The 14,025-nt window shown below is 65.8% G+C and carries 11 protein-coding genes; 5 read left to right on the plus strand and 6 right to left on the minus strand.

Annotated features, from left to right (window positions below; genetic code table 11):
- The first annotated feature begins 256 nt into the window (after positions 1-256).
- The 3 genes from NX775_RS00830 to NX775_RS00840 are packed head-to-tail and all read left to right on the plus strand — an operon-like array spanning position 257 to position 4,865.
- Positions 257-430, plus strand: a complete 174-nt coding sequence (locus tag NX775_RS00830; RefSeq protein WP_258834258.1) for a hypothetical protein — start codon at positions 257-259, stop codon at positions 428-430.
- A complete protein-coding gene (locus NX775_RS00835) occupies positions 427-3,936 on the plus strand; it encodes a hybrid sensor histidine kinase/response regulator (protein WP_258834259.1) in 3,510 nt (1,169 codons plus the stop codon). The genes NX775_RS00830 and NX775_RS00835 overlap by 4 nt, the downstream gene beginning before the upstream one ends.
- Entirely contained in the window at positions 3,933-4,865 is a 933-nt protein-coding gene (locus NX775_RS00840) for a diguanylate cyclase domain-containing protein (protein ID WP_258834260.1), read from the plus strand. Before NX775_RS00835 ends, NX775_RS00840 begins: the two co-directional genes overlap by 4 nt.
- Positions 4,866-4,953: 88 nt before the next feature.
- On the opposite strand, the gene NX775_RS00845 is transcribed toward NX775_RS00840, so the two are convergent.
- Positions 4,954-5,559: a DedA family protein gene (locus NX775_RS00845; RefSeq protein ID WP_258834261.1), complete on the minus strand. Its 606-nt coding sequence runs from the start codon at positions 5,557-5,559 to the stop codon at positions 4,954-4,956.
- A 194-nt stretch (positions 5,560-5,753) separates the two neighbouring features.
- Between NX775_RS00845 and NX775_RS00850 the strand changes: the two genes are divergently transcribed.
- The gene (locus NX775_RS00850; RefSeq protein ID WP_258835086.1) at positions 5,754-6,677 is read left to right on the plus strand and encodes a LysR substrate-binding domain-containing protein; all 924 of its coding nucleotides are present in this window, start codon (positions 5,754-5,756) and stop codon (positions 6,675-6,677) included.
- A 47-nt stretch (positions 6,678-6,724) separates the two neighbouring features.
- Here NX775_RS00850 and NX775_RS00855 read toward each other — a convergent pair whose 3' ends face one another.
- Positions 6,725-7,426 carry a pirin family protein gene (locus NX775_RS00855; protein ID WP_258835087.1) on the minus strand — a complete coding sequence of 234 codons (702 nt, stop codon included), beginning with the start codon at positions 7,424-7,426 and terminating at the stop codon, positions 6,725-6,727.
- 244 nt (positions 7,427-7,670) lie between these two features.
- On the opposite strand from NX775_RS00855, the gene NX775_RS00860 reads away from it, so the two are divergent.
- Positions 7,671-8,564, plus strand: coding sequence for a rhamnan synthesis F family protein (locus NX775_RS00860; protein ID WP_258834262.1), 894 nt, complete (start codon positions 7,671-7,673; stop codon positions 8,562-8,564).
- A 31-nt stretch (positions 8,565-8,595) separates the two neighbouring features.
- On the opposite strand, the gene NX775_RS00865 is transcribed toward NX775_RS00860, so the two are convergent.
- From NX775_RS00865 to NX775_RS00880, 4 genes are all read right to left on the minus strand, one after another.
- Complete coding sequence (locus tag NX775_RS00865; RefSeq protein ID WP_258834263.1) at positions 8,596-11,088, minus strand: TonB-dependent receptor plug domain-containing protein; 2,493 nt, start codon at positions 11,086-11,088, stop codon at positions 8,596-8,598.
- Positions 11,089-11,155: 67 nt separating this feature from the next.
- A complete protein-coding gene (locus NX775_RS00870) occupies positions 11,156-11,680 on the minus strand; it encodes a RidA family protein (protein ID WP_258834264.1) in 525 nt (174 codons plus the stop codon).
- Positions 11,681-11,705: 25 nt separating this feature from the next.
- Entirely contained in the window at positions 11,706-12,110 is a 405-nt protein-coding gene (locus tag NX775_RS00875; protein WP_258834265.1) for a c-type cytochrome, read from the minus strand.
- Complete coding sequence (locus NX775_RS00880; protein ID WP_258834266.1) at positions 12,107-13,693, minus strand: flavin monoamine oxidase family protein; 1,587 nt, start codon at positions 13,691-13,693, stop codon at positions 12,107-12,109. Before NX775_RS00880 ends, NX775_RS00875 begins: the two co-directional genes overlap by 4 nt.
- Between the last annotated feature and the right edge of the window lie 332 nt (positions 13,694-14,025).

Below are 14,025 nucleotides of genomic sequence, written 5' to 3' on the forward strand. Positions count from 1 at the left end.
CTCTCCAACGCTGCGCGCCAACGCTGCTCACGCGCCTGGCCGGACGGGCTGCAAGGCCTGATCAGCCTACGTAGCCTGGTAGCAGGCGCCATGGGCGCAATTCGGTGCCAACTAAAAGTTACACCAAGGAATCACAATACTGTTGCTGGCAGGGATGACCTGCTAAACTGTCAATACCGCAACATCCCCCGTCAACACAGGGGCGCTGACGTCATCTCAACCAGACAGTTTGCGCCTCGCACCGATGAATCCGAAGATGATGCTCACGCCAACTGTCCTGCCCCGTCTTGCTGCAGCTCCCGGCGGCGCCGTGCTGCTGGCGCTGCTGCTGCGCGCCTGGATACTGGTGACCTGCAGCATCGTGTTCGTGTTCCGCCTGCTGTTTCGCTGGCAGCCGATGCCTGCTGTCGCAGCCAGAGGTGCGGCATGACGCGCTGGATGCGGCGCGCCATGTGCGCGCGGATGGCTTCCTTTGCCTGCCTGGTGGCGCTGCTCGTGCTGGGCATGATGGCCGCGACGCCAGCCGTGGCCCAGACCTTGCACCTCACGCGCGACGCCGACGTTGTCGATGCCTGGCCGGCCGTGACGACCCTGGCCGATCCCGCCAACGCACTCGACGCCCCTGCCGCACTGGCCGCCGGGGCGCGCTTTGCGCGGCCAGCGACCGCCGACGCCAGCCTGGGCATGCAGCCGGGGACGACCTGGGTCCGGATCCCCGTTGCGGTGGCGCGCGACGCCACCAACGGCTGGGTGATGCAGATCGATTTCGCGCTGCTCGACGAGGTCGACGTCTGGGTGCGCTTCCCCGACGGCCTGCGCAAGATCGCCAGCGTCGGACGCATGCAGCAGCAGTCGGGCGACGCGCTCAAGGGCCGCGTGCCCGGCGCCGTGCTGCGCCTGACGCCGGGCACAAATTACACCGTGCTGTTGCGCGTGAAAACGGTCGGCCCCAAGATCCTGCCGATCAGCTTCAGGCAGCCCGACGCTGTCCTGTCGGCCGAACTGGGCGAGCAGCTGATGCAGGGCATCCTGCTGGGCCTGCGCCTGACGCTGATCCTGTACGCGCTGGGCCAGTGGTATGCGCTGCGCGAACCGCTGTTCGGCAAATACGCGCTGCTGGCCACCGGCGTCACGCTGTATTCGGCCGCCTGGTTCGGCATCGCCGGCCAGTATCTGTATCCGGGCAATGCCTGGCTGCTCGAACACGGCGCGGGCCTGGCCTCGATCATGGCCTCGTGCGGCGCCTACCTGTTCGTCGAGCAGTCGCTCGCGCGCCCCGGCCAGGACCGCATCTTCAGCCGCATGATGAAAACGCTGGCCGCGCTGTGCCTGGTCACCGCGATCGGCTTCGCCGCCGGCGTCATCAACCACAAATTCCTGGTCCTGATCGTCGGCACGCTGGGCATCATGCCCATGCTGCTCGGCCTGCCCGGTGCCTACCGGCGCGCGCGGGCCGGCGACGCCGTCGGCATTTACTTCCTGGTCGGCTGGGCGGTGGCATTCGCGGCCGCGTTCGTCACCGCGCAGCTCATCAACGGCAAGCTCCCGGCGAACTTCTGGACCATGCACGCGCTGGTCTTTGGCAGCACGTTCGACATGCTGGTGTTCATGCGCATCCTGGCGCTGCGCACCGAGGGGATGCAACAGGCAATGCTGCGCGCCGAAGCCAGCACCCGCATGAAATCGGAATTTCTGGCCAATATGAGCCATGAAATCCGCACGCCGATGAACGCCATCATCGGCATGAGCCGGCTGGCCCTGATGAGCGAGCCGGCGCCGCTGCTGCGCAATTACCTGAGCAAGATCCTGGGCGCGAGCGAGCACCTGATGGGGATCATCAACGACATCCTCGACTTTTCCCGCATCGAAGCGGGCAAGCTGCAGGTGGAAGCGGTGCCGTTCGACCTCGACGAGATGCTCGATCATCTGGCGAGCCTGACCGGCGTGAAGACCGACGCCAAGGGCATCGAACTGATCTTCCGGGTCGGCCCCGGCGTGCCGCAGCGCCTGATCGGCGACCCGCTGCGCCTCGGCCAGATCCTGATCAACCTCACTGGCAATGCCGTCAAGTTCACCGAGCGCGGTGAAATCGTGGTGGCCGTCGAGGTGCAGCAGGTCGACGACAGCAGGATCGTACTGGCCTTCACGGTCAGCGACACCGGCATCGGCATGACGCCCGAGCAGCTGGCGCGCCTGTTCGTCTCGTTCAGCCAGGCCGACAGCTCGACCACGCGCAAGTACGGCGGCACGGGCCTGGGCCTGTCGATCTCGCGCCAGCTGGTCGAACTGATGGGTGGCGAGATCGCGGCGCGCAGCACGCCGCACGTCGGCAGCAGCTTTACCTTTACCGTGCAGCTGGAGATCGCCGAAGGGCATGCGGCGGCCAGTGCGGTACGCAAGGCGCTGTTGCTGGACGTGCGCGCGCTGGTCGTCGACGACAGCGCCACCGCGCGCGGCGCGCTGGCCGAAATGCTCGCCGGCCTGGGCGTGCACGCCGATACGGCCGCCTCAGGCGAAGAATGCCTGGCGCTGCTGGCGCGCGCCGCGCGCGACGGGGCGCCGTACCAGATCGTGCTGATGGATTACGTCATGCCGGGCCTGGACGGCATCCAGACCATCCACCGCATTCACCGGCATGCCCACGAACAGGGCGACATGACGCCACCGCCGGCGATCCTGATGATCTCGGCCTGCACGCGCGAGACCGTAATGCAGGAGCAAGGCCAGAGCGACCTGCCGGTCAATGCATTCCTGCACAAGCCGGTCGGCCCGGCGCTGCTGTACCACAGCCTGTTGCAGGTGCTGCACCCGCAGCTGGGCGCGGCAGAAACGGTCGACAACTACCTGCCGGCGCTGGCCGACCTGCCGCGCCTGGATGGCGCGCGCATCCTGCTGGCCGAGGACAACGACAACAACCGCGAAGTCGCCCTCGACTTCATGGCCGCCGCGCGCATGCAGGTCGATATCGCGCTCAATGGCGTCGACGCGGTGCGCATGGCGCGGGCCGGCGATTATGACCTGATCCTGATGGACATCCAGATGCCCAGGATGGACGGCTTGACGGCCACGCGCGAAATCCGGCTCGACCCGCGTCTGCGCACGTTGCCGATCGTGGCCATGACGGCGCATGCGCTGGCCAGCGACCGCGCCCAGAGCCGCCAGGCCGGCATGAACGACCATGTCGTCAAGCCGATCGACCCCGACCTGCTGTTTTGCACGCTGCTCAAATGGATCGATCCGGTGCGCCTGAAGGGCCGTCCGGTGCCGCAGGCCATCCGGCCCGCCAGGTCCGCCCCGTCCGCCATGCAGCAGGTGTCCGGCCGGCCGCTGCCGGCGGTGCCGGGCATTGACTGGCGCATGGCGCTCGAGAACGTCGATGGCCAGCGCAGCCGCCTGGAAAAGCGCGCCGGCAGTTTCATCCGCGAATACGCCAGCGCCCCGCGCATCCTGCGCGACGCGCTGCAGGCCGGCGACCATCCGCGCCTGCAGGCGCTGGCGCACAACCTGAAGTCGAGCGCCGCCTATGTGGGCGCGTTTGAACTCAGCAGCACGGCCGCACGCCTCGAGCAGGACCTGCGCGCCGGCCAGTTCGACCGCGTCGGCGTCCAGGTGCCGGCCCTCGTGAACGCAGCCGACACGGTGCTGTCCGGCCTGGCCCAGATGGCGGCGCTGGCATTGCCGCAAGCGGGCGACCCGGAAGCACTGTCGCTGGTGATCGCGCGCCTGGACGGCTACCTGCGCAGCGACGACGCGCGCGCCGAAGACGCCCTGGCGCAGCTCGAGTCGCTGCTGGGGGCGGGGACGCACGCCGATCCCGTCGAACAGGCACTGGGCGCCGTGCGGCGCGCTGTGGCCGAGATCGAATATGCTGCCGCACTGGGGCCACTGGCGGCCCTGGGCGCGCAACTCGATCCGAGTCTGGAGGAGAGCCGATGAATATCGATCAGCAGCAGAAAGTGCTGGTCGCGGACGACGACGCGATCAACCGCGAAGTGCTGGGCGAACTGCTCAAGCCCGACTACACGGTGGTGCTGGCCCGTAACGGCGCGCAGACGCTGGAACGCGCCGGACGCCATCTGCCCGACCTGATTTTGCTCGACGTGATCATGCCCGACATGGACGGCTACGAAGTGCTGCGCCGGCTGCGTGGCGATCCGCAGACGGCGCACATCGCCATCATCTTCATCTCGGGGCTGGACCGGCCCGAAGACGAAGCCAATGGTCTCAAGATGGGCGCGTCGGACTACATCGTCAAGCCGTTCAACCAGACGGTCGTGATGGCGCGCGTGGCGCTGCACCTGCAGGTGGTGCGCCAGCGCCGGATGCTCGAGCGCCTCGCGAATATCGACGGCCTGACCGAACTGGCCAACCGGCGCCGCTTCGACGAAGTCTATGAGCAGGAGTGGCAACGCGCCTGCCAGAGCGGGCGGCCGCTGTCGCTGGCCCTGCTCGACATCGACGCCTTCAAGCAGTTCAACGACCGCTACGGCCACCCGGCGGGCGACCGCGCACTGCGCTCGGTGGCGCGCACCACCGGCGCAGCCATGCACCGGCCGGGCGACCTGGCGGCGCGCTATGGCGGCGAAGAACTGCTGCTCCTGATGCCCGAGACCGATGCCCAGTCAGCACATGCGATCGCCGAAGAGCTACGCGCGGCCATCGCCGGCCTGGCGATCCCGCACGAAGCGTCGAGCGTTGCGCCGGTACTGACCGTCAGCATCGGCGGCGCCACGTTCGACCCTGCCGGCAACGAGCAACTGTTCGAGCTGTTCGAAGCGGCCGACGCCCAGCTCTATCGCGCCAAGCAAGCCGGGCGCGATCAGGTGTGGTGGCGCGCGCTGGCGCTGGTGGCGGCGTCGGCTTAGCCAGCTGGCTGGCGTGGTTTGACCTGAAAGCGGCGGCAAGCCGGGGTCGGCCAGGCTCGGCCTGGCCTCGCCGGCAGCCATCAACCGTTCAGGTCTTGCTACGCGACTTGAATGTCGCCACGCGGTACAGATACCAGCCGAGCAGGCCGATCAGGACTGCCTTCGACACCGGATCCACATACTCGGCCACACGCTCGTACTGGCTCTCGAGCGCATAGCCGGCGCCGGTGAGGATGCCGGTCCAGATCAGCGAACCGATCGTCGAGAACAGCAGGAACTGGCCCATCGACATCTTGGCCAAGCCGGCCGGCACCGAAATCAGCGTGCGGATCGCCGGGATCAGCCTACCCAGCAGCACCACTTTCCTGCCATGCTTTTCGAAGGCGTCCATCGCATGCTCGATGTCGCCGTGAGTGACGGTCATCCAGCGCGCGTGCTTGTCGGCGAACGCTTCGAGGCGCTCCTTGCCATACACCTTGCCGGCGTAGTACCAGGGCAAGGCGCCCGCCACCGATCCGGCGGTACCGGCCAACAGCACGCCGACCACGTTCAAGTCACCGCGCGCAGCGACGAATCCGGCAAACGGCATGATCAGCTCGGATGGAATCGGGGGAAAGATGTTTTCCAGCGCCATCAGCGCGAAGACGCCGAGATAGCCGCTCTTTTGCATGAACTCGGTGATGAACTCGAACACGGGACGTACTCCATATGATTGGGCAGTCCGTACGATACCAATTTTCAAACAAGGCATCTGTTCTGCTGCGCACGCACGGCGCGCGTGCCCGCCAGCCGTGCCGCTAGAATCAGACTGCTATTTTTCGCGCCCGGGGCTTGGTGGCGCCGGCGCTTGCCGCTACCATGGCTCGATACCGATTCCAGGATGCCTACTTGCTCAAGCTCAGCCTCGACGCCCTTCAGATCATCGACACCATCGCCCGCCGCGGCTCGTTCGCGGGCGCGGCCAAGGAATTGTTTCGCGTGCCGTCCACCATCTCGTACACGGTGTCCAAGCTCGAGGACGACCTGGGCGTGCGCCTGTTCGACCGCTTCGGGCCGAAAGTCACGCTGACGCCGGCCGGCCAGGCATTGCTCAAGGAAGGCCGCTACCTGCTGCGCGCCGCTGGCGACCTGGAGTCGCGCGTGCGGCGTGTGGCCTCGGGCTGGGAAACGGACTTTGCGATCGGGATGGATTCGGTGCTGGGCGCGGGTGGCCTGCAGAAGGACATCGAAGACTTTTACCAGGTCGCCGACCACACGCGCCTGCGCATCGTGCGCGAGTCGCTGGGTGGTACCTGGGACGCCCTGCTCGACCGCCGCGTCGACCTGCTCGTGGGCGCTGCCGGCGACGGGCCGTCGGGCGGCGGCTACACGGCCGAACCGATCGGCACGAGCAGCTTCGTGTTCGCGGTCGCGCCGCACCATCCGCTGGCAGCGCTGGACCACGCGCTCGACAAGGCCGATCTGCTGCCATACCGCGCGATCACGGTATCGGATTCGGCGCGCGTGCTGGGCGCGCGCACCGTGGGCATCCTGTTCGGACAGGCCACGCTGGCCGTGCCCGACATGCGCACCAAGTACGAATTCCAGGTGCAGGGGCTGGGATTTGGCTTTCTGCCCGAGGCCTGGGCCAGGCCGGCGATCGCGCGTGGCCAGCTCATCGAAAAACAGGTGGTGGAACCCAAGCCCGACGAAACCTTTTATCTGGCCTGGCGCAGCACCGAGGACGGCGCGGCGCTCACCTGGTGGATCGACCGGATGCGCACGAGTTCACCGTTCGCCCGCATGGCCGTCGATCCGTGTGCGAGCGCGTAAACGACGAGCCGCCCCGGGCCCGGGGCGGCGTTACTGCCTGAAAATATTTACTGCGGCAGATCGAACACCAGCACTTCCGCTGCCTCGGCCTGGCCCAGCGTGACCGCCGGTTCACCGGTGATCCTGAGTGCGTCGCCACCACCGAGCGCCACGCCGTTGACCGTGATCTGGCCACGAATCACGTGGACATACGCCTGGCGGCCATCGGCCAGCGCATGGGTCGCCCCATCGGCGCCGTTGAAAATGCCCGCATGGATCGATGCATCCTGGCGGATCGAGACTGAGCCATCGCGGCCATCGTTCGACGCCACCACGCGCAGCTTGCCGGTCTTCGAGGCCGTGTCGAAGTGCTTTTCTTCGTAGCGCGGCTCGGCGCCGATCTCGTTCGGCTCGATCCAGATCTGCAGGAAGTGCACGCCTTCGGTTTTCGAACCATTGAATTCACTGTGCACGACACCCGTACCGGCGCTCATGACCTGCACGTCGCCGTAGCGCAGCACCGAGCCGTTGCCCATGCTGTCCTTGTGCGCCAGGGCGCCTTCGAGCACGTACGAAATGATTTCCATATTGCGGTGACCGTGCGAATCGAACCCGCGACCGGCTTCTACATGGTCATCGTTGATGACGCGCAGCGGGCCGAACCCCATGTGTTTCGGATCGTGATAATGACCGAACGAAAACGAGTGCTGCGAGTTCAACCAGCCAAAACTGGCGCCACCACGTTCATTGCTTTTACGGACGTTCAACATCATGTGCTCCTTTTGTGAGGTGATCATCGAGCTGCTCGAATCTGGTTGTCCCTATTGACAGCGACCGGCTATTGCCTTGATCTCGATGCGATGGAGCCATTATGCACCGCCCCTCCCCACTTGAAAAACGAGTTATCTGCAAGGCTATCGTCGATATTTTCGATGATACATACCGTGCGGGTAGCTGCGCACGATTGAATCGCAACGGCTTGCCGTGGCGTACTCAGGTAGCATATTTACAACTATGCACATCACCTATTCCACCGCGTCCAAGCTCCCGGACGCACTCACCATCGATGGCGTCACCACAGACTGGGATTTCACGCCGTCGCCCGTCATGCGCTGGGAGCGGCGTCAGATGGCAGAGCGCTTTGCGCGCGCCGTCCACCGGCGCCCGGCCTCGCACGTCGTCGTACCGGCCAGCGCGCAGAAGGCGTGGATCGTGTACTTCCTGTTTGCGCCGGACGGCGTCCTGCAGTCGGCGCACCGCTTTACGCTGGCGCGGCTGCGCGAAGAAGGCTTGCCGATTCTCGTGGTGTGCAGCTGTGCGGACAAATCCCGCATGCCCGCCGATTTGCCTGCCCTGTGCGATGCGCTGTTGTGGAAAGCGACGCCGGGCTACGACTTTTCGGCCTACACGCTGGCGCTACGCCATCTCAGCCGCCGCTCGCCGGGCGCCGACGTCATCGTCATGAACGACTCGGTGTTCGGGCCGTTCACGCCGCTGCGGCCCGTGCTGGACAGCAGCCGCTGGGACCTCACGGGGTTCACGGCGTCGAGCGAACTGACCAACCACGTGCAATCGTATGCCTTTTGCCTGCGCGACGTGACGCCGGCACGCATGGCGCGCCTGGCCACAGTGTTCTTTCCGTTCGGCGCCCTGAGCGCGCCGCAGGACGTGATCGCGCTGCAGGAGACGCGCATGGCGCGCGTGGCCGCGCGCTCGATGACGGTCGGCGCGCTGTGGTTCAGCGACGCCACCCGGGTCCACAACCCGACCCTCGTCAAGCCGATGGAACTGCTCGATGCCGGCTTCCCGTTCCTCAAGCGGGCCTTGCTGACCAAGAGCAGCAACTACATCGAACGCGACGTCGTGCTCGAGCGGCTCGCACGTCGCGGCCACCCGCTCGACGTTTGACGCGTGATAGTTTGACGCGTGATACCGCGGATCAGAACTTCACGGCCGCGCGCGCGTAGTAATAACCACCGTTGATGCCATACGGCGAGAAGCCCGGGTATATCGTCACCGCACCGTTGTCCAGATTGGCGCGCTGTTCGGCCAGCGTCAGTGGGTTGACCTTGTCCGGGTACTCGTTGAACAGGTTGTTCGCGCCCAGCGACAGGCTCCAGGCCTTGCTGATCTGGTAGCTCACTTCCAGGTCGGTCAGCAGGCTGGCCTTGATCCGGTTCTCGCGATACACCGCGCCGTCGGTCGAGAACTGTTCGGACGATTTGCCGAAGTAGTTCTCACGCAGGTTCACGGTCCAGTCACCCATGCGCCACAAGCCGCCCAGATTCAACCGCACCTTGGGCGAGGCCGTTTCCAGATGCGAGATCGCGGTGGCGTCGAGCAGCGTCTGCGCGCCCAGCTGCGTTGGCGCCTGGTTGATCTTGATGACCTCGACCTTGTTGTAGTTGGCCGCGGCCGACCAGTCCACGCGGCCGTAAGCGCCGTAGTTGCTGCTCAGGGTGGCGACGATTTCGGCGCCGCGGCTGCGGGTATTGACCGCATTGGTGAAGATGTTGATACCGGTCTGCACGACGGTCGGATCCAGCACATTGCCATTGGCCAGGATCGCCGCCGTGACGGCCGGCGAATTGATCGCGCCACCCGAACCATACAGCGAGCCGCTGCCGACGATGCGGTCGCGGATCGTGATCTGGTAAGCGTCGAGCGTGACGGACATGCCGGCCACCGGATTGAGCACCAGGCCAGCGCTGATATTGGTCGACGCTTCGGGCTTCAGGCCATCGATGCCTACCAGGCGCGCGCCCGGCGAATTCGGCGCCAGTTGCACGAACGCGCTGCGTGGCGACACGTTGGTCGCCGAATAGAACGATTCGGCCAGTGTCGGCGCGCGAAAGCCATTGCTGTAGGTAGCCCGCACGGCCACGTCCGGCGTGAAGTCGTAGCGGCTCGTGAGCTTGCCGACCTTGGCGTTGCCGAAGTCGCTGAAATCCTCGAAACGTCCGGCGATGTCGACCGTCCAGCCGGTCACGGGCTGCACGGCGATATTCGCGTAGACCGCCTTGTTGTTGCGGCTGTGTTTGCCGGCGTCGGTCAGCGAGAAGCCCGGGAACGATTGCGCCCCTTCCTTGTAGCGCGATGCGGCGTCGCCTGCAACGATTGCGTAGGTGTCGCGGCGGTGCTCAAGGCCCAGCGCCAGCGTCAGCGGCGTGGCCATGCCGGCGTCGAACTCGCGCCGCAGGTCGAGGTTGTTGGTCCACTGGCTCGCCTGGAATTCACCGGCCTTGAAGGACAGCGGTGTCGCGCCCGTATCGGCAAACAGCGAGATATTGGCCGAATTGGCCACGCCCAGCTTGGCCACGTCCTTGCCGTAGGTGCTGGATACATCCCAGTTCCAGTTGCCGAACACCTTGCCCTTGAGGCCGAACGTGAACGCATAGTCTTCTTCGTCGAACGTCTCCTGCGGGCTGAAACCCAGCGGGTAGATCGCGGGCAGGCGGTTGGGCATGCGGTAGTTCTCGAACGCGCGCGCTTCCTTCTTGCCGTAGGTGGCAAAGCTGTACAGCTCGGTGTCGCCGCCCAGGTCCACACCGAAATTGGCGGCGAAGATGTGCTGGCGGTACTGGGCGTCGCCCTGGATCTTGTTCAGGTACGGGTAGCCCGGCGCATTGACGAGCGACGGCATCGCCGCCATCGTCGCCGGATCGACCACACGCGGATCGATCCCGCCACGCTCCGAGAAGCCGTGGTACTTGGTTTCCGCTGTCAGCGAGAGATAAGCATCGGTGAACGGGGTCAGGCCGATATTGGCCATGCCGTCGCCCGTGTGCCCGCCGCCGTCCATGTAGCCACCGCCATTCACGTTGGCGCTGCCGCCACGGTAATTGGACTTGAGGATGATGTTGATGACGCCGGCAATGGCGTCGGTGCCGTACTGCGCGGCCGCGCCGTCCTGCAGCACTTCGACGCGCTCGATTGCCGCTACCGGAATGAAGTTCAGGTCGGCCGCGGCGCCGCCCTGGAATGCGCCGGCCAGCACGGCCAGGTTGGCGGTGCCGTGCCGGCGCTTGCCGTTCACCAGCACGAGCGTGTTGTTCGGCGACAGGCCGCGCAGGCGCGCCGACAGCGTCATCGCTGCCATGTCGCTGCCGAAGGACTGGGCATTGAGCGACGGCAGGTTCTGGGCCAGGGCCTGGATCAGGTCGGGCTGGCCGGTGCGGGCCAGCGACGATGCGTCCAGAACCTGGATCGGCGAGGCGCTGTCCTCGACCGTCAGGCCGGCGGCGCGCGTGCCCGTGACGATCACGACGCCGGTACTGGCAATCGCAGGGACATCGGGCGCGACGGCGGCCACCGCAGCGGTGTCGACAACTGAGTCGACAGCGGGATCGACCGCCTTGTCGGCGGCGTAGGCCGCCACGCCCCATGACAGCAAAGCGGCGGCGACACTGGTATGAATGATGGTCTTGTACATGGTGGTTCCCTGGTTGGCGTGATCTGTTATAGGTATGGTTGGTGTGGCCCTATACGGGCCGCGCCGCTTACTTCTTCGCTGCCACGACTTCGATTTCCACGAGCCAGCCGGGATTGCTCAGGCCCGCCACCTGCATCACCGCGCGCGCCGGCAGGTTGGGCTGGGCGCCGCCGAAGAACTGGGTATAACCGGCCATGAAGCCGGTGACGTCGGCGCGCCCTTTCTGGGCCGGGTCCCCTACCAGAAACACCTGCATCTTGACGACGTCGCCCATGCCCAGCCCCATGCCGGCGAGGATCTCCTTGATCTTCTGGAGCACGCCGACCGTCTGCGTTTTGGTGTCGCCAAAAGCCGCGATGGTGTCGGGGCCGGCCGCCTTGTCGACGATGGGCGGCACCTGGCCACTGATGAAGTGGATCGTCGCGCCGGGCGGCACTGACACGGCCAGGGCGATGGGAAAGTCCGAGTTCGGGATCTTGTGGCGCACGATGTCCGTGGCTGCGGCGCTGGCGATGGCCGGCGCCAGCAGCAGTGCAGCGGCCAGGCACGAGGTAAAGCGGAGAGCGGCAAAGTTCATTGGATCGTCTTTCATGGGCATGGGAAGGAAAGGAGAAACATCAGTGCTTGTTGCCGAAGCGGCTGTCGCCCGCCGGTGCGACCTGCAGCGCCGCGCGCCGCATGGTGACCTCGGCGCCGGTGATCGGCGGCGCGCGGTTGCCCCAGCTGCTGCGCGCATAGGTCAGCACGGCGGCGATATCGGCGTCATCCAGGCTGGTGCTGAAATCGGGCATGCCCCCGCGCCCCTTGAGCAGCACTTCGGCCACGGCGTCGGCCGGCCCGATGGCGACCGGACTGGCCACGAGCGCCGGGAACGCGCCGGGAATGCCGCGGCCATTGGCCTGGTGGCAGGCCGCGCAGTTTTTGGCGAACAGGGCCTTGCCGTCTGCCGGCGCGGGTGCCTGGGCCTGGACCGTGCCAGCCAATGAACAGACAATGACGAGTGCAAGGATTGGACTCTTCATGCGCTGGCCCTCCGGTGCAGCGTCTCGACCTGCTGCCATGCCGATTCGATGGCGCCGGCTTGCCAGCCCGTCAGGTAGCTCAGGTGTTCGCCCGCCAGCAGCACCCGGCGCTCACCATCGAGCAGGATCGGGTAGGCGCTCTTGCGCGCGGCGTCGGTCCATTCGGCCCAGCCGCCCAGGCTGTACTGCACACGGTGCCAGGCAACCGAGAAGCTGCTCTCGTAATTCGCCCGATAGGCAGGAAAGATCTTTTCGCCGGCCGCGAGGGCAAACTCGGTCCGCTCGGCCGTGGTCATTCCGCTCACTTCAATGGCGTCGAGCGCGTAGTGGTAGTAGCCCAGCACGACACCCTTTTTCTGCTGCCAGCCGCCGGACGGCAGCGAGATCGTGTTGATGCCTTTCAGGTCGGTCAGGACGTGGCCGCCGTAGATGTGGTCGTCTTCTTCCCAGAAGCGGCGCCCCATCTGCAGGCCGATCTTGCCGACTGGCGCGTACGGGACGGCCTTGATCGCGGCCTTGAATCCGTCGGAGAAATCGGTGTCGATCATGCGCAGCACCGACAGCGGCACCGTGCACAGGCAATAGTCGGCCGTGACGCGCGAGAGCGCGCCGCTGGCCGTGTCGCGCACGTCGATCGTGACCTTGTCGTCGCCCTGGCGGATGCGCTGGACTTCGGCGTGGTAGCGGATGCGGCCGCCCAGCCGACTGGCGAAGGCGCGCGGGATCGCGTCCATGCCGCCGACCGGCTGGAACATCGTGGCGTGCATCGGGAACTCCTGCACCGCGCTGTAGACCTTGCCGACCCGTGCGGCCAGCAGATCGTGAAACGCCAGCGGATCGGACGGCGTGCCGGCGCCCGGCACCAGCCCCGCGCCGGGGTTGGTGGCAAAGCCACGGCCGCTGCGGCCTTTGTAGGCCAGGTCGCCGGCGTCCAGCGCCCCTTCGCGCTTGAGGTAGTCGAGCAGCAGGCGCTGGTCGTCGCCCGTCAGTTGCGTGTCGAGCGCGTGGCCGGTGACCGATTTGGCCAGCAGTTCGGCGACGTGGCCGCGCATATCGGCCTTGATCTGGGCGCCGCGCAGGCGCTGCTTCGACAGCGGCCCGCCATCCTCGAGGTACACGTACGCATGGTCATTCTCGTTGACCATCACTTCGAGCGGCACCTTGAACTGGCGCGCATAGTAGAGCGTGGACTGGTGATCCAGCGGGATGCGCCACGGGCCGTGGTTGATGTACTGGCCGGCGTCGAAGCGGCACTGCTGGGCCTCGCCGCCCAGTTCGTGCAGCTTGAAGTCCTTGCGCGCGGTCTGGCAGCGCCCACCCGCATAGGGCCGCGCCTCGAGCACCTGGACTTCGTAGCCCAGCTTGCCCAACTCGTAGGCCGCCGTCAGGCCGGCCAGTCCGGCGCCCAGCACGACGACTTTCTTCCCCTTGCCAGAGCCAGCGAGCAAAGGCGGCGTCGTAGTCCGGGAGGCAATCCCCATGCCCCAGGCATTCATCGAGCCCATCAACAGCGCCGAACCGCCAACGGCAGCGGCGCGGTACAAAAACTCACGTCGGGTCAACGACGGTGTCAAACGTTTCATTCCTACCTCCACTTGGCGTTACTGAAAGACCTTGCAACTAATGGCCTATCAGCAATCCCTGTGCCAAGCGACTGATGAAATCGTCAATACGAAAGACATTAAAATAAAGTGCAGCGCCAAATTTGCCGAACGTAAGCCCGGCGTAAGCACAATCTTACGAACAAGATTCAGTAAAGGAGGTTCTCCATTCGTATTGACAATCGTGACGCGCCAGCCCGGATGCACATCGCATGCCGCGTCCATACTTTATTCATCCTGACCCGTCAGGGATCGTGCTTAGCCAGCATATCGACACCGCGCACGTGCCGGGAGCATGCAAAATCGTCACTGCA

It is taken from the genome of Massilia aurea, from assembly GCF_024753205.1.
Lineage (GTDB): Bacteria > Pseudomonadota > Gammaproteobacteria > Burkholderiales > Burkholderiaceae_D > Telluria > Telluria aurea.